The following is a 14375-nucleotide window of genomic DNA, read 5'->3' on the forward strand; positions in this document are numbered from 1 at the left end:
CGCGCTCACTTCGTCGGCATCTGCTGCTGGGCCTTCTGGAGCGCGGCCTTCACCGACTCCGTGGTCACCGGGTGTCCGGCGGCGGCAGCGGCGAACAGCTCCTTGACCGCAGTCCCGACCGCCGTCTCGAACTGGGACTCGTCGGCGACCTGCGGAAGCGCGGCGGCGCTCTTGGCCAGGGTGTCCTTGAGGACCGCGTTCGCCGGGGTGTTGAAGGTGGCGTCCGTCTGGGCGGTCTTGACCGGCGGGATCGAGCTGTACGCCGTGTTGAGGACCTTCTGCTCGGCGTCGCTCGTCATGAACTTCACGAACTTGGTGGCGCCGTCGAGGTTGTCGGTGTTCTTGAAGACGGCCAGGTTGATGCCCGCGACCATCGAGTTGACGTTGGTGCCGGTTCCCGGGGTGCCGGACTGCACGGGGACCGGGGCGATACCGTACGCGTCGTCACTCATGCCCTGGGACTTGAGGTTGGCGGACGCGGACTGCCACAGCAGCATCGCGTTCTTGCCCTTGGCGAAGTCGCTCACGGACTGGTTCTGCGCGTACTCGGCGTTGCCCGGCGCGATGATCTTGTCTTTGGCCATCAGGTCGACGTACTGCTTGACCGCGGCGACCGTGCCGTCGGAGGTGAAGTCGGGCTTGCCGTCGGCGGTGAAGAAGCCGGCGCCGTGCTGCTGGGCGAAGACGAAGGTGTGATGGATGTTCTCCGACGGGTTCGAACCCTCGGCTCCCAGGCCCCACTTGCCGCCCTTGGAGAGCTTCTTGCCGTCGGCGATCAGCTCGTCCCAGGTGGCCGGAGGCTGGGAGATCCCCGCGTCGGCGAACATCTTCTTGTTGTAGTAGAGCGCGTACGCCATCGAGTACAGCGGCACCGCGGCTGGGTCCTTGCCCTGAGCCCCCGTCGAGCCGAGCGCCGAGTCGACGAAGCGGTCCTTGCCGCCGATCTTGGCGAAGTTCTTCGCGTCCCATGGCAGCAGCGCCCCGGTGGCCTGCAACGAGGCGCTCCAGGTGTTGCCGATGTTCAGGACGTCGGGGCCCTGACCGGAGGTGGTCGCCGTGAGGATCCGGTTGAGCAGGTCGGACCAGGGCACGACCTCCACCTTGACCGTGATCCCGGTCTGCTTCTTGAACTTGTCGAGTTCGGGCTGGAGGACCTTTTTGTCGATCTCGATGCTGGCGCCCTGGTTGGAGGCCCAGTACGTGAGCGTCTTCGGCGAGTCGTTGGACCCGCCATTCGACGAGCCGCCGCCACAGGCGGTCACGGCGGTCAACAGGGAGATGGTGACCGCACCTGCGGCCGCGGCTCGGATTCTGCGCATGGCTGGGTATGTCCCTTTCCCGGAGGGAGTGTCATGAGGGCCGTGTGCGTTCACTTCCCGAACGACCCTCATGGCTTAATTTAGGACGTGAGTTAAGACCCGGAAGAAAGTCGCGTCAAGGGATCGCGCAGGGGTATCTTGCAGGTCGGGCAGGCGGGAAGGGATTCTCATGGCGGGGCGGAACGGGCGGACAGTGCGTGACCTGCGGCGGGGCAATCGCACCGCCGTGCTGCAACGGTTGTATTTCGACGGCCCGATGAGCCGTTACGAGCTGGGGCCGGCCACGGGCCTGAGTTCCGGTTCGATCAGCAACGTGGTCGCCGAACTCGTCGCCGACGGACTGGTCGAGGAGGCGGGCAGTGTCGACTCCGACGGCGGCCGCCCGCGCACTCTGCTGCGCGTGGTGCCGGGCAGCGGCCACATGATCGGCGTCGACGTCGGCGAAACCCGCGTCCGCGTCGAGCTGTTCGACCTGACCCTCACCGAACTCGCCCGCACCGAACGGCCGTTGGAGCGCCAGGGATACGAGGCCGACCGGCCGCTGAAGCCCCAGGAGTACGACGTCGACGTCATCGTCGGCCATATCCGCGACGGCATCGCCGAGGTCCTCGCCGAGACGGGTATCGCCCCGGAGCGGCTCCTCGGCGTCGGTATCGGCGTCCCCGGTATCGTGGCCCGTACCCCGGAGCGCGGCGCGGTGGTGCACGGCCAGACGATCGGCTGGGATGCCGTCCCGCTCGAATCCCTGCTCCGCTCCACCTGCGAACTCCCCGACACCGTCCCGTACTTCGCGGACAACGGCGCCCGCACCCTCGGCCAGGCCGAGATGTGGTTCGGCGCCGGACGCGGCGCCCGCAACGCGGTCGTCGTCCTCTTCGGCTCCGGCGTCGGCGCCTGCCTCGTCACCGAGGAGGTGGAGAACGGCCGGTCCGTCGAATGGGGGCATCTGACGGTACGCGTCAGGGGGCGCCGCTGCCGCTGCGGCGCCCTGGGCTGTCTGGAGGCCTACGCGGGGGCGGAGGCGCTCCTCGACCGCTGGCGCGAGGCAGGCGGACGCCCGCCCGAGGGCACCGACGAGGAGACGGCGCTCACCGCGATGCTCGCCGCCGCGTACCCGGCCGGGGACACCGAGCCCGACCCGGTGGCGCTCGCCGTCCTGGAGGAGACCGCCGAGTATCTGGGCGCGGGCCTCTCCGACCTGATCAACCTCTTCCAGCCCGAGCGCATCCTCATCGGCGGCTGGGCGGGCCTCCAGCTCGGCACCCGGTTTCTGCCCGCCGTACGCCGGTACGCCGCCTCGTACGCCCTGCGCTACCCCGCCGAGCGCGTCTCGATCGACCTCGGCAGACTCGGCCCGGACGCCGTCACGGTCGGCGCCGCGATCCTGCCGCTGGCCGACTTCTTCGCACGGGGCGGGCGGCGCGCCGAACCGGTGAGCGAGGGCCCGCCCCCGGCCTGGCGCGCGGCCCTGGAGGAGCGCGCTCCGCACTGATCTACGTCAGCGGATCCTCCCGCTCCCGTTCGTATGACCTGCGAGGTAATCGACCAGGCCGCCGCCTCCCGGAACCATGAAGGGCGTACCCACTCGCCCGTCACCGGATTCCGGGAGGTTTCCCATGCCGTACTTCGAGAGCCCCGTCGATGGCGCCCGGCTGCACTTCGTGGACTACGGGCCCGCCGACGGCCAGGTGGTCGTGTTCGTCAACAGCTCCTACTTCGGTACGGAGATGTGGGAGTACCAGATGCTCCCGCTCGCCGAGGCCGGGTTCCGCTGCGTCGGGTTCGACCGGCGCGGGCACGGGCGGTCCGACGACGTGTGGGGCGGTTTCGACCTCGACAGCCTCTCCGACGATCTCGACGGGCTGCTCAGGCACCTGGACCTGCGGGAGGTGACGCTGGTCGGGCACTCGCTGGGGACCGCCGAGATCGTGCGCTGCCTGACCCGGCACGGAGCGGGTCGGGTGGCCGGGGTAGCACTGGTCGCGGGCATGGTGCCGGGTGCCGTCCGGTCCGTGGATCACCCCGGAGGTGTCGACCCGGCACTCATCCGGGCCGGCAACGACACCTTCCGACGTGACCGGGCCGCGTTCTTCGCGGACGGCGCCCACGCGTTCTTCGCCCTCGACCTCCCCGGGAACGACCTCTCCGAGGCGTATGTGCAGTCCATGGTCGACCGCTGCCACGGAGCGACCGCGCGAGCCGGCGCGGCGATGGGCGACCTCGTGGTCACCCTGAACGTGGCCCCCGAGCTGGCCAAGCTCGACCTGCCAGCTCTCGTCGTGCACGGCACGCACGACGCGTCGGCGCCCCTGGACCTGACCGGCCGGCGGGCGGCGGAACTGCTGCCCGACAGCACCCTCAAGGTCTACGAGAACGCGGGCCACGGCCTGTTCGCCACGCACGCCGAGCGACTCACGGCGGACCTGCGGGAGTTCATCACCCGCTCATGACCCTGTTCGGTCCTGCGGTCGTACGGCCGTCACGCGAACGCGTTCACCCCGGTCAGCTCCGCCGACAGCTCCCACAGCCGCGCCGCCTGGTCGGGGTCGATCGCGTGCTCGCGGACGCCGACCCGGGTGCCGTCCGCCGGAGCGGACTCGGCGATGTCGCAGTCCTCGCAGTACACCCCGCCCATGCCGGCCAGCTGCGGCGAGGTCGCGGCCCATACCTGGGTGGCCGCGCCCTGCTCGGGCGTCTTGAAGGCCTCGGGGTGCAGCAGGACGCCGTTCTCGTCGATCCAGCCGCGCTCGACCATCTCCTCCCTGGGCAGGTGGCGCTGGAGCGGGGTGAGGATGCCTCCGGGGTGCAGGGAGAAGGCCCGTACGCCGGAGTCCCGGCCGAGCCGGTCCAGGTGCACGGCGAACAGGACGTTCGCCGTCTTCGCCTGGCCGTACGCCTCCCACTTGTCGTAGCCGTTCTTCCAGTGCACGTCGTCCCAGCGGATGCCCGACAGGTGGTGACCGGTGGAGGACACGGCCACGACCCGCGCCCCGCCCGGCTCGATCGCCGGCCAGAGCCGGTTGACCAGCGCGTAGTGACCGAGGTGGTTGGTCGCGAACTGGGTTTCCCAGCCAGGTCCGACCCGGGTCTCGGGGCAGGCCATGATCCCGGCGTTGTTGATGACGATGTCGATGACGCGGCCCGAGGCGAGGAACCGCTCGGCGAAGGCGCGCACGCTGTCCAGGTCGCCGAGGTCGAGCTCGTCCACCTCGACCCCGTCGATGCCGTCCAGCGCCTCCCGGGCGACGGCCGGGCGCCGCGCGGGAACGATGACACGGGCGCCGGCTTTGGCGAGCGAGCGTGTCGTCTCCAGGCCGAGGCCTGAGTAGCCGCCCGTGACGATCGCGAGCTTTCCGGAGAGGTCGATGCCGTGAAGGACTTCGTCGGCGGTGCTCCGGGCACCGAAACCCGAGCCGATCTTGTGCTGTGCGGTGGTCATGACGTGAACGCTACGAATTGGAGCGGACTCCAAGTCAAACGGACGCTCCGTGCCGTGGGGTGACTCTGCTCCCCGGGCAAAGAAAAGACCCCGACCGGACGGGGGAATCTCGGTCGGGGTCGCCTGTGGTGGGCACGGGCGGCGGTCGCCTCACGGCGGGGGCTCCACAGGGCTTCAGCCGAACGATCGTCCCTGTGGGCAAAAGGTTAGGCCCGGGGACACTGTTCCGTCCGCACCCACGTGTTGTTCAACGGAGAACGACGGGCGAGTGTTCCCCGGGACCGCATCATCCCTGGTGATGTGCGTCACGGGGTGTTCACGGCTTCACGGCGACCGCGCCGAACTGAGGAAGTACGGCGGGGGGGCCGGCATCGGCGCGCCACTGCGAACACGGCACGATTCCCGGCGTGATCACCTCCAGGCCGTCGAAGAAGGCCGTGATCTCCGCGCGGCTACGGGCCGTGATCGGCGGGGTGGCGTTCTCGTTCCAGAACTTCATGGCCTCGATGTTGCCCTCGCCGCCGAGGTCGGCCTCGGTGGTGGGGTGGGTGAGGACGAGATAGCTGCCGGAGGGGACCGCGGCCATGATCCGTCGCACGATGTCCTGTGCCTGCCCGGTGTCGAGCACGAAGTTGAGGATGCCCAGCATCATGACCGCGACCGGTTCGCCGAGGTCGAGGGTCGCGGCGGCGCCCTCGACGATGCTGTCCGGGCGGTGGACGTCGGCGTCGAGGTAGTCGGTCGCTCCCTCGGGCGTGCTGGTCAGCAGCGTACGGGCGTGGACGAGCACGATGGGGTCGTTGTCGACGTAGACGATCCTCGACTCGGGCGCGATCCGCTGGGCGATCTCGTGGGTGTTGTCCAGGGTCGGCAGTCCGGTGCCGATGTCCAGGAACTGCCGCACCCCGCGGTCGGCGGCCAGATGGCGGACCGCGCGGCCCAGGAAGTCGCGGTCGGCGCGTGCCACGTCCCGGATGACGGGGAACATCGCCGCGACCTGGTCACCGACCGTCTGGTCGACCTCGTAGTTGTCCTTGCCGCCGATCCAGTAGTTCCAGACCCGGGCGTTGTGCGCCACGCGGGTATTCAGCCTCGCCGAACCGCCCACCGGGCCCTGGCTCGCACTCACGTCTTCCCCTCTCCGCGCGCCGAGCAGGTGTGCTGGGCGCATGCGACAGCCGCCACGGCGGCACCGGACCGTCGCCGTCATTGTGCCGCCCGTCGATCCCGGTGTCCGGGGAACCGGGCGGGTGCCTGTCCGCTCGCTCGACGGCACGGGCGTGCCGGGTGTGCGGTTCCGCGCGAGGGGCAGGTCAGGGGCTCGTCGCGCGTGCCGGCGTCTCCCGGTCCGCGGCCCAGGCCAGCAGCTCCTCCGCGGTCCATGTCGTGATCACCCGCTCGGCCGGCACCCCGCACTCCTCGGCCCGCGCGCAGCCGAGGATCTGCCAGTCGAGCTGGCCGGGGGCGTGCGCGTCGGTGTCCACGGAGAACAGCACGCCCGCGTCGACCGCCCGGCGCAGCAGCCGGCGCGGCGGGTCGAGCCGTTCGGGGCGGCTGTTGATCTCCACGGCCGTCCCCGACTCCGCGCAGGCCGCGAACACCGCGTCCGCGTCGAACTCCGACTCGGGCCGGCCGCGCTCGCCGATCAGCCGGCCGGTGCAGTGCCCGAGCACGTCCGCCAGCGGATTGCGTACGGCGGCGACCATCCGGCGGGTCATCGACCGTGCGTCCATGCGCAGCTTGGAGTGCACGGACACGACGACGACGTCCAGCCGGTCCAGCAACTCCGGCTCCTGGTCGAGCGATCCGTCGTCGAGGATGTCGCACTCGATGCCGGTGAGCAGCCGGAAGGGGGCCCAGCGGTCATTCAGTTCCGCCACCACGGCCAGCTGCTCGCGCAGGCGCTCGGGCGACAGGCCGCGCGCCACGGTCAGCCGCGGCGAGTGGTCCGTGAGCACCGCCCACTCGTGCCCGAGCCGCGCGGCGGTGCGGCCCATGTCCTCGATCGGACTGCCGCCGTCCGACCAGTCGGAGTGCAGATGGCAGTCCCCCCGCAGCAGCGCCCGCAGCCGCTCACCCCCACGGGTGAGCGGAGCCGCCCCGGTCTCCCGCTCCAGCTTCTCCAGGTAGGCGGGCACCTCACCGGCCAGCGCCTCACGCACCACCTGAGCCGTCTTCGGACCGATCCCCTTGAGCGACTCCAGCGTCCCGGCGGCGGCCCGCTCCGCCACCTGGTCGGCGGGCAGCGCGGCCAGTACGGCCTCCGCGGTGCGGAAGGCACGTACGCGATAGGTGGGGGCCAGGGCCCGCTCCAGCAGGAACGCGATCCGGTCCAGGGCTTCGACGGGGTCCATCGGCACCTCCTGCCTCCAGCGTTGCCCAGCCCTCGGGGGCCCGCACGGCGGACGACGGGCGGCCCTGCGACCGGGGCGCCACCCGGCCGCTCACCCGGCTGGGCGAACACGCCGGCTCCGGCCGTCCGGCCACACGAGGGGCCGCCGGGGCCGGGGTGCTCGAATCGCTCAGCCGCTGCCCCGGGGGAACCGATCTACGCTCTATTCATGACCGAAAGTGCGAGCCCCCACATTTCCCACCCACGGATCATGGTGCTCGGGGTACAGCCGGGCACGCCGCCGTTCCGGATCATGGAGATCGACGGTGAAGTGGTCGGCGAGGCCAAGGCGATCACCGATGTCCTGGAGACCGCCGCGGCCTACGGCATCACCGTCCACGATCTCGACGACCCGGAGGTCGTCCGCTGGGTGGGCGGCGACAAGCTCACCTGGATTCCGCGCTGACGCCGGGCACGGCTAGGGCGGGCCGGGCGGAGGCCCGGGAGCGCCGGGCAGGGGCCCGGCACATCCGGGCGTGAAGCGGTGGCGTACGGCCGTGAAGTGATGGCGCACGGCCGTGACGAGGCGGCGCACGGCCACGAAGCGGTGGCGCACGGCCATGAAACGGCAGTGCTCGCGCTTGACGCCGCCGCGCCCGGCCATGAAGTCCGAGCGGCCCGTGGCGGCCTGGGGGCGCGCGGACCTGCGGGTTTCGCGCCGGTGTGAGCCGCCGGTGGCCTAATGCCCCCGCACCCCAGCAAAGATCATTATTCGGCGGGAACCGGGCATGGGCTCGCACCCGCCAGGGCACGTTGATCTTGCCGGGTGATCACGACCGCCCCGGCGCCCCCTCTTCCCTACGGGAGTCGTCATGTTCTCTGGCTTCGCCGTGCCCGCAGCCGCCCTCGCCGCCACCGTCCTGGCCGCCGCCACCCTCCTGAGCGCTTCCCCCGCCACCGCGGCCGGCGCGCCGCTGGCCGGAGACGTCTGCTTCTGGACCGCCGCGGGACAGCACGGCTCGTCCTGGTGCTACACACCACCCGGCTATACGGATGTGCCCGACTTCCTCCACGACAAGGCCGCCTCCTTCCGCTCCAACGCCGACAGCGCCGTGTACGCCATCGACTGGGGCCGCGACACCTGTTACTACCGGCTGATCCGCGCGCACGACCTGGCCGACAACTGGCCCTGGGGCGCCCGGCTCGACGGCGTCGCCGATACGACGATGGGCTGCGAGGTCGGCTGACACGTGCGACCACTTCGCGCGCTGTGCGCCACCGCCCCCGCGGTGCTGGCACTGCTGGGGGCGCTGGCGCTGACCGGATGTGCCACGACGACGGAGACAACGGGAGCGACGGCCGGGCGGGGCGCCCTCGCGTTGCCCACCACCGAGCGCGGCAAGGACGCTCTCATCGACACCGCCCAGCAGGTGCTCGTCGACCAGTGCCTGACCCGCCAGGGCCTGACCCCGCGCCACCCGTCGGACAAGCGGCACGCCTCGGGCGACCCCAACCGCCGCCCTGTGCCCGCGGACGACCGTGCGCTCCAGGCCGCCCTCTTCGGCCGCGGCCGCCCCGAACTCTCCGTCACCCTGGCCACCGGCTACACCGTCACCGCCCACACCGACGGCTGCCTGGCCGCCGCGCAACGTGAGCTGTACGGGGACCAGGCCCGATGGTTCCGAACCCGGGTCGTGGTGAACAACCTGCGGGCCGAGGCCCAGCAGCGCATGCGACGCGACCCGGACTACCGCGCCGCCACCACCCGGTGGGCCCGCTGCGCCACCCCGGCGCACGGCCCCCGGCCCGAACGACCCGACACCGCCGTCTCCGCGCGCTGTGCGCGCCAGAGCGGCCTGACCCGGCTCCGCGCCCGACTGGAGCCGGCGCTGCTGGCCCGGGTCCGCGCCGACCGGCGCGACCAGCTGACCACCTACGAGCAGCTGCGCACCCGCGCACTGCACCGCGCGGCGGCCCTGTACGCCGAGCGGACCGTTCCGGTAACCCGTGAGAAAGGCAGTACCTCTTCGTGATCATCAAGCGTCTCGCCACCTCCGCCGCAGCGGCCCTCCTCGCCCTCGGGGGCGGTCTGGCACTCGCCACGCCGTCCGGTGCCGCGGACTGTCCCAGCGGCAACTTCTGCGTCTGGGAGGGCGCCAACTTCGACGGTCAGCGCGCCAACTGGTCGGGGGACGACGGCTGGTGGGAGAGCTGGATCGCCGACACCGACTCCTCCTGGGCCAACCACGGCATCTCCGGACCGGGCGTCAAGGACCACGTCAAGGTCTACGAGGACGCCTGGCAGGGCGGCGACATGACGATCTGCCTCGCACCGGGCGAGGAGGTCGGCTACAACGCCGTCGCCAACGACCGCGGCGACTCGCACACCTGGTCCATGGGCTGCTGACCGGCCGACACCGGCCGACCGGTTCCGTCCGCCCGCGGTGGGGGCCGCGGGCGGGCGGTCAGTCCCTAGGACCGAACGGCACGGAGGGTCCGGCCGGGGTCATCCCCGCCGGACCCTCCGCCCGCCCGCCCGAGCGGTCTCTCAGCCGGCCGTCAGCCCACCGTCCACTTCTGGTTGGCTCCACCGGAACACGACCAGATCTGCAGCCGCGTACCGTTGGCCGAGTTGTTGCCGGTGACGTCCAGGCACTTGTTGGCCTGTGGATTCACGATGTCGTGGGCCGCGGTGACCGTCCACTTCTGGTTCGGGCCGCCGGTGCAGTCCCACAGCTGGACGGTCGAGCCGTCCGCCGTGCCGTTGCCGGTGACGTCCAGGCACTTGCCCAGTGCGCGAAGGGTGCCGTCCGAGGACACCGTCCACTTCTGGGCAGCGGTGCCGTTGCAGTCGTAGAGCTGTACGGGGGTGCCGTTCGCCGGGTTCGCCCCGGCCACGTCCACGCACTTGCCCGCGAGACCCGTGATCGGGGCGCCGGTGCCGCCCGAGCTGTCGCTCGTCGTCACCGTCACCGAGTCCACGACGAGTTGCTGCGGGAAGGAGGTGGAACTGTCGGGGTCGCCCGGCCAGTAGCCGCCGACCGCGAGGTTGAGGATCAGGAAGAACGGCTTGTTGAACACCCATGTGTTGCCGCCGAGATCGGCGGGCGTACGCCGATGGTAGACCGTCCCGTCCACCGACCAGGTGATCGAGTCGGGCGCCCAGTCGACCGCGAAGGTGTGGAAGGCGTCGGCGAAGGCCTGGCCGTTCGGCAGGGAGTACCCGGCGCCGATGCCGGCCGAGCCGGAGTACCCGGGACCGTGGATCGTTCCGTGCACGGTCGACGGTTCGTAGCCGACGTTCTCCATGACGTCGATCTCGCCCGAGTCCGGCCAGTTGACCGGTGTGCCGAGCATCCAGAACGCGGGCCACATGCCCTGCCCGCGCGGAATCTTCATCCGGGCCTCGACATGGCCGTACGTGGTGGTGAACTTCCCGGCGGTGTTCAGCCGGGCCGAGGTGTACTGACAGGTTCCGTACCAGCACTGGTAGTTGGCCGGATTCTCCTTGCGGGCGGTGATCACCAGATGGCCCTGGCCGTCCAGGGCCGCGTTGTTGCTCCCGGACGTGTAGTACTGCCGTTCGTGGTTGTTGACGTTGTCGCCGGTCTCGATCTGCCACTTGGACGAGTCGACGGCCGACCCGGCGGGCCCGTCGAAGGTGTCCTGGAACGTCACGGCCGCGGCGGCCGCCGCGGCCCCCGCGTGAGCGGGTGCGACGGCGGCGGACGCGGACGCGACGAGCACGGCGGACAGCGCGGCGAAGAGGCATCTTCGGAGCAGGCGTGGGGAGTCCATGACTCTCCCTTCCGTACGGCGACCCGGGGGGACGGGTGGGCCGACTGAGGTGGGGGGTGCATGCTTCGCCTCTTGATTTAAGAAGTGAGGTAAGGGGGTGTCAAGAGTCTGGTCCGGACCTTTACTTGAGGTGACTCGTCAGGTGCGACGACCACTCTTGGGGTGCACCGCCCGGCCGAGCCGGCGCCCCAGCAGCAGATAACCCGCCAGTGCCCCCGCCGTGTTGAGGATGACGTCGTCGACGTCGAATGCGCGCCCGGTGATGAGTGCCCCCTGGACCAGCTCGACCAGCAGCATGACCGCGGCGGTCAGTGCGAGAACACGCAGGATTCCCCGGGCCCGTGGGGCCAGCACGGGCAGCAGCACGCCGAAGGGCACGCCGAGCAGAAGGTTCCCGCCGATCTGCTTGACGGCGTCGCGCAGCTCCGGCTGGGAGAGGTAGGCGTTCAGGGACCGACCGGGGTGGAGATTGCTGTGGACCAGCGCGGTCGACGCCGGAGACGGTTCCAACGTCAGCCGGGCCAGCGCGGCGGCGAACGCCACCATGGCCGCGAAGGCCAGCGCCATGGTCAGCAGTCGTAGCGGAAGCGGGAGCGCCCCTCGCTCCCGGGGCGACGCCGAGGCTCGGCCGCCGGACTTCGCCGCCGGTGTCTGGCGCTCGGACTTCGTCTTCGGTGTGCGGCGGCCGGATTTCGCTGTCGGTGTCCGGCGCCCGGCTTTCGCGGCACCGCTGCGTAACGCCGTACGGACCATGCGATCCTCCCGGTTTCAACTGCCCTCTGGATAGAGGCGGTTACCCCGGATGGAGGCATAGATGCCGATCGGCACGCCGACTGGGGGAGCTGTGCACCAAGGGGCGGCGAGGGGGCTGTGAGAGGCGCGGCCAGGGAGCGCGGCGAGGGTCCAGTGGGGCGATCACCTCACGCCACTGGACCCTCGCGCCACTGGACCCTCGCCGCGGTGCCTAGTCGTTCGCCGGCTTCGCGTACTGCGTTGCCATGCCTCCCGCGAAGTCGTACACGATGACCTGCTCGTCGCCCACGACCCATGCGTCGTGCCCGGGCGGGCACACGAACACATCGCCGGGTCCTACTTCTCCTTCGCCGCCGTCGTCCATGCGGATGTGCATCCGCCCCTGGATGACATAGCCGTTGTGGTGGATTTCGCAGCTCTCGGTCCCCGCGAGGGGGGCCACGGACTCGGACCAGCGCCAACCCGGTTCGAAGGTCCCCACGGCGAAGTCGAGCCCGGTCATGTGGACCGCTTCGAGGTGGCCGCGGGGGAAATCACGCCGTTCATCCGGCTTGTCGACCGTCTTGATCTCCAGCATGACGGCTCCCTTCAGTTGTCCCCCTCCATCGTCAGCCCGCCGACAGGGGACTGCCATCCGGGAAGACGACCGCTGCAGGACGGTTGCCCCGTGGGTCGTGGGAGCGCTTCCATGGATGCCATGTCCACGTCATTACGCACAAGGAAACCGCTCCGGTCCGCACTCGGCGCACTGCTCGCGGCGCTGGTGCCGTTACTCGCCGCGGTGCTGCTCACCGCACCGCCGGCCTCCGCCGCTCCGGTGGCGACCACCGCCCCCGCGGCCGCCGCCGCGTCCCTCACCGAGGTGACGAACTTCGGCAGCAACCCCAGCAACCTCCAGATGTACCTCTATGTGCCGGACAGCGTCACCGCGCACCCGGCGGTCCTGGTGGCCGTGCACTACTGCACAGGCTCGGGTCCGGCGATGTACTCCGGCACCGAATACGCCTCACTGGCCGACCGCTACGGCTTCATCGTCATCTACCCGTCGGTCACCCGCAGCAGCAAGTGCTTCGACGTCTCCTCGCCCCAGGCCCTGAGCCGCGGCGGCGGCAGCGATCCGGTCGGCATCAAGTCCATGATCGACTGGGTCACCCGTACGTACAGCGCCGACACCGGCAGGATCTTCGCCACCGGCATCTCCTCCGGCGCGATGATGACCAACGTCCTGCTCGGCGACTACCCCGACGTGTTCGCCGCGGGCGCCGCGTTCGCCGGGGTGCCGTTCGGCTGCTTCGCCACCACCGACGGATCCGAGTGGAACAGCGCGTGCGCGAACGGCACCGTGACCCACACCCCGCAGGAGTGGGGCGATCTGGTCCGCGCCGCCTACCCCGGCTACAGCGGGCCCCGGCCACGGATGCAGCTGTGGCACGGCACCGACGACGCCACCCTGCGCTACCCGAACTTCGGGGAAGAGATCAAGCAGTGGACGAACGTCCTCGGCGTCAGCCAGACGCCGACCGCCACCGACTCGCCCCAGTCCGGATGGACCCGCACCCGCTACGGCTCCACCGGTGACCAGGCGCCCGTCGAGGCGATCAGCCTCCAGGGCGTCGGCCACAACCTGATGACCACCGGCATGGCGGCCCGCGTCCTCACCTTCTTCGGCCTGGACAGCACCGGCCCCGCACCCCAGCCCCAGCCGGGCGGCTGCCGGGTGGCGGTCACCACCAACGCCTGGAACACCGGCCTGACCGCCTCCGTGACCCTCACCAACACCGGTACCACCACCGTCAACGGCTGGCAGCTGAGCTTCACGCTTCCCTCCGGCCAGACCATCACCAACGGCTGGGGTGCCACCTACGCGCCGGCCACCGGCACCGTGACCGCGGCCAACGCCACGTACAACGGCACGATCGCCCCCGGCGCCGCCGTCACCATCGGCTATCAGGCAAGCCACAGCGGCAACGCCGGGTCGCCCACCGCCTTCACCCTCAACGGCACGGCTTGCAGCGTCACTTGACCAAGGCGCCCTGGCCTCGACGGGTCAGGCGCCGTAGCTGACCGTCACCTCCTCGAAGCCCAGGGAGTGCAGCAGACCTTTGAGCATGCCGGTGGTGTTCGCCTCGGCGCGCGAGGTGAGGCGGCTGTCCTTCGCCGCCTCACCTATGTGCTTGGCCGCGAGCTTCTGCACGGCCTGCTCGCTGTTGGGGTTACCGGAGAAGATGTCGCCGATCCGGTCGAGGAGACCGCGCTGCTTGGAGACGGCGTAGGAGTGGTCGGGGTCGAGCGCGGGTTTGCCCAGCACCGCGTGCGGCAGCCGGAGCGTGGCCGACGTACGGTCGCTGTTGACCGTCACGTCCTTCTCGCCGAGCGTGCCGAGGTCGACATACGCGTCGACCGTGCCGGCCCCCACGTACAGGGTGCGGGTGCCGCGGATCGCGTCGGGCAGGTACTTGGCGTCCTTCTCCAGGTCCACGACCACCTGGAAGTTGCCCGTCGCGGCGTCGTAACGGCTCATGTCCTGGATCGACGTGAGGAGGGCTGGGCCCGACCGGTCGTGCGTCTCGGTGCCGAACAGATCGCGCAGCCCCGGCAATACGGCCAGCCGGAGCCCGGCGAACAGCACCACGAGCACCAGCAGGAACGCGGTGACCACTTTCGCCCAGCCGGGCATCCTCCGCTTGGTGGACGTCGAGGGGGGCGTCTGCTTGATGGACGTCGTCATGTCGAC

16 protein-coding genes are annotated in these 14375 nt (G+C 70.7%); 7 read left to right on the forward strand and 9 right to left on the reverse strand.

From position 1 onward, the window contains the following. Nucleotides 1–5: 5 nt before the first annotated feature. The gene (locus tag AB5J50_RS46330) at nucleotides 6–1319 is read right to left on the reverse strand and encodes a sugar ABC transporter substrate-binding protein (RefSeq protein ID WP_369264552.1); all 1314 of its coding nucleotides are present in this window, start codon (nucleotides 1317–1319) and stop codon (nucleotides 6–8) included. 169 nt (nucleotides 1320–1488) lie between these two features. Between AB5J50_RS46330 and AB5J50_RS46335 the strand changes: the two genes are divergently transcribed. Together AB5J50_RS46335 and AB5J50_RS46340 are read left to right on the forward strand one after the other, a co-directional pair. Next, nucleotides 1489–2811 (forward strand): ROK family protein, encoded by a 1323-nt coding sequence (locus AB5J50_RS46335; RefSeq protein WP_369264553.1) that lies wholly within the window; start codon nucleotides 1489–1491, stop codon nucleotides 2809–2811. Nucleotides 2812–2935: 124 nt separating this feature from the next. Then, on the forward strand, nucleotides 2936–3769 hold the full coding sequence (locus tag AB5J50_RS46340; RefSeq protein WP_369264554.1) for an alpha/beta fold hydrolase: 834 nt from the start codon (nucleotides 2936–2938) through the stop codon (nucleotides 3767–3769). A 29-nt stretch (nucleotides 3770–3798) separates the two neighbouring features. Here AB5J50_RS46340 and AB5J50_RS46345 read toward each other — a convergent pair whose 3' ends face one another. From AB5J50_RS46345 to AB5J50_RS46355, 3 genes are all read right to left on the reverse strand, one after another. Further along, a complete protein-coding gene (locus AB5J50_RS46345; protein ID WP_369264555.1) occupies nucleotides 3799–4758 on the reverse strand; it encodes an SDR family NAD(P)-dependent oxidoreductase in 960 nt (319 codons plus the stop codon). A 316-nt stretch (nucleotides 4759–5074) separates the two neighbouring features. After that, complete coding sequence (locus AB5J50_RS46350) at nucleotides 5075–5887, reverse strand: SAM-dependent methyltransferase (RefSeq protein ID WP_369264556.1); 813 nt, start codon at nucleotides 5885–5887, stop codon at nucleotides 5075–5077. A 184-nt stretch (nucleotides 5888–6071) separates the two neighbouring features. After that, nucleotides 6072–7112 carry a PHP domain-containing protein gene (locus AB5J50_RS46355; RefSeq protein WP_369264557.1) on the reverse strand — a complete coding sequence of 347 codons (1041 nt, stop codon included), beginning with the start codon at nucleotides 7110–7112 and terminating at the stop codon, nucleotides 6072–6074. Nucleotides 7113–7319: 207 nt separating this feature from the next. Here AB5J50_RS46355 and AB5J50_RS46360 point away from each other — a divergent pair, with 207 nt between their 5' ends. Beyond that, nucleotides 7320–7556, forward strand: a complete 237-nt coding sequence (locus AB5J50_RS46360) for a hypothetical protein (protein WP_369264558.1) — start codon at nucleotides 7320–7322, stop codon at nucleotides 7554–7556. Between the two features lie 12 nt (nucleotides 7557–7568). Here AB5J50_RS46360 and AB5J50_RS46365 read toward each other — a convergent pair whose 3' ends face one another. Continuing rightward, nucleotides 7569–7754 (reverse strand): hypothetical protein, encoded by a 186-nt coding sequence (locus AB5J50_RS46365; protein WP_369264559.1) that lies wholly within the window; start codon nucleotides 7752–7754, stop codon nucleotides 7569–7571. A 208-nt stretch (nucleotides 7755–7962) separates the two neighbouring features. On the opposite strand from AB5J50_RS46365, the gene AB5J50_RS46370 reads away from it, so the two are divergent. From AB5J50_RS46370 to AB5J50_RS46380, 3 genes are read left to right on the forward strand one after another with little or no spacing between them, the layout of a single operon-like run. Continuing rightward, the gene (locus AB5J50_RS46370) at nucleotides 7963–8337 is read left to right on the forward strand and encodes a hypothetical protein (RefSeq protein WP_369264560.1); all 375 of its coding nucleotides are present in this window, start codon (nucleotides 7963–7965) and stop codon (nucleotides 8335–8337) included. 3 nt (nucleotides 8338–8340) lie between these two features. Then, complete coding sequence (locus AB5J50_RS46375; protein ID WP_369264561.1) at nucleotides 8341–9123, forward strand: hypothetical protein; 783 nt, start codon at nucleotides 8341–8343, stop codon at nucleotides 9121–9123. Then, entirely contained in the window at nucleotides 9120–9497 is a 378-nt protein-coding gene (locus AB5J50_RS46380; protein ID WP_327434018.1) for a peptidase inhibitor family I36 protein, read from the forward strand. The genes AB5J50_RS46375 and AB5J50_RS46380 overlap by 4 nt, the downstream gene beginning before the upstream one ends. A gap of 152 nt (nucleotides 9498–9649) precedes the next feature. Here the strand turns inward: AB5J50_RS46380 and AB5J50_RS46385 are convergent, their stop codons facing one another. The 3 genes from AB5J50_RS46385 to AB5J50_RS46395 form a co-directional block, all read right to left on the reverse strand. Further along, the gene (locus tag AB5J50_RS46385) at nucleotides 9650–10888 is read right to left on the reverse strand and encodes a family 16 glycosylhydrolase (RefSeq protein ID WP_369264562.1); all 1239 of its coding nucleotides are present in this window, start codon (nucleotides 10886–10888) and stop codon (nucleotides 9650–9652) included. Between the two features lie 138 nt (nucleotides 10889–11026). After that, the gene (locus tag AB5J50_RS46390; protein WP_369264563.1) at nucleotides 11027–11641 is read right to left on the reverse strand and encodes a VanZ family protein; all 615 of its coding nucleotides are present in this window, start codon (nucleotides 11639–11641) and stop codon (nucleotides 11027–11029) included. A 211-nt stretch (nucleotides 11642–11852) separates the two neighbouring features. After that, nucleotides 11853–12218: a cupin domain-containing protein gene (locus tag AB5J50_RS46395; RefSeq protein ID WP_369264564.1), complete on the reverse strand. Its 366-nt coding sequence runs from the start codon at nucleotides 12216–12218 to the stop codon at nucleotides 11853–11855. 120 nt (nucleotides 12219–12338) lie between these two features. On the opposite strand from AB5J50_RS46395, the gene AB5J50_RS46400 reads away from it, so the two are divergent. Beyond that, the gene (locus AB5J50_RS46400) at nucleotides 12339–13664 is read left to right on the forward strand and encodes a PHB depolymerase family esterase (RefSeq protein ID WP_369264565.1); all 1326 of its coding nucleotides are present in this window, start codon (nucleotides 12339–12341) and stop codon (nucleotides 13662–13664) included. A 24-nt stretch (nucleotides 13665–13688) separates the two neighbouring features. Here the strand turns inward: AB5J50_RS46400 and AB5J50_RS46405 are convergent, their stop codons facing one another. Further along, complete coding sequence (locus AB5J50_RS46405) at nucleotides 13689–14369, reverse strand: DUF4230 domain-containing protein (protein ID WP_369264566.1); 681 nt, start codon at nucleotides 14367–14369, stop codon at nucleotides 13689–13691. Between the last annotated feature and the right edge of the window lie 6 nt (nucleotides 14370–14375).

Origin of the sequence: Streptomyces sp. R35, assembly GCF_041053035.1 — a bacterium.
Classification (GTDB): Bacteria; Actinomycetota; Actinomycetes; order Streptomycetales; family Streptomycetaceae; genus Streptomyces; species Streptomyces lutosisoli.

Excerpts from the sequence above, each read along its gene's own strand:
- AB5J50_RS46330 (WP_369264552.1), bottom strand. The coding sequence starts at position 1,319 with ATGCGCAGAATCCGAGCCGCGGCCGCAGGTGCGGTCACCATCTCCCTG.
- AB5J50_RS46335 (WP_369264553.1), top strand. The coding sequence starts at position 1,489 with ATGGCGGGGCGGAACGGGCGGACAGTGCGTGACCTGCGGCGGGGCAAT.
- AB5J50_RS46340 (WP_369264554.1), top strand. The coding sequence starts at position 2,936 with ATGCCGTACTTCGAGAGCCCCGTCGATGGCGCCCGGCTGCACTTCGTG.
- AB5J50_RS46345 (WP_369264555.1), bottom strand. The coding sequence starts at position 4,758 with ATGACCACCGCACAGCACAAGATCGGCTCGGGTTTCGGTGCCCGGAGC.
- AB5J50_RS46355 (WP_369264557.1), bottom strand. The coding sequence starts at position 7,112 with ATGGACCCCGTCGAAGCCCTGGACCGGATCGCGTTCCTGCTGGAGCGG.
- AB5J50_RS46360 (WP_369264558.1), top strand. The coding sequence starts at position 7,320 with ATGACCGAAAGTGCGAGCCCCCACATTTCCCACCCACGGATCATGGTG.
- AB5J50_RS46365 (WP_369264559.1), bottom strand. The coding sequence starts at position 7,754 with ATGGCCGGGCGCGGCGGCGTCAAGCGCGAGCACTGCCGTTTCATGGCC.
- AB5J50_RS46370 (WP_369264560.1), top strand. The coding sequence starts at position 7,963 with ATGTTCTCTGGCTTCGCCGTGCCCGCAGCCGCCCTCGCCGCCACCGTC.
- AB5J50_RS46385 (WP_369264562.1), bottom strand. The coding sequence starts at position 10,888 with ATGGACTCCCCACGCCTGCTCCGAAGATGCCTCTTCGCCGCGCTGTCC.
- AB5J50_RS46390 (WP_369264563.1), bottom strand. The coding sequence starts at position 11,641 with ATGGTCCGTACGGCGTTACGCAGCGGTGCCGCGAAAGCCGGGCGCCGG.
- AB5J50_RS46395 (WP_369264564.1), bottom strand. The coding sequence starts at position 12,218 with ATGCTGGAGATCAAGACGGTCGACAAGCCGGATGAACGGCGTGATTTC.
- AB5J50_RS46400 (WP_369264565.1), top strand. The coding sequence starts at position 12,339 with ATGTCCACGTCATTACGCACAAGGAAACCGCTCCGGTCCGCACTCGGC.
- AB5J50_RS46405 (WP_369264566.1), bottom strand. The coding sequence starts at position 14,369 with ATGACGACGTCCATCAAGCAGACGCCCCCCTCGACGTCCACCAAGCGG.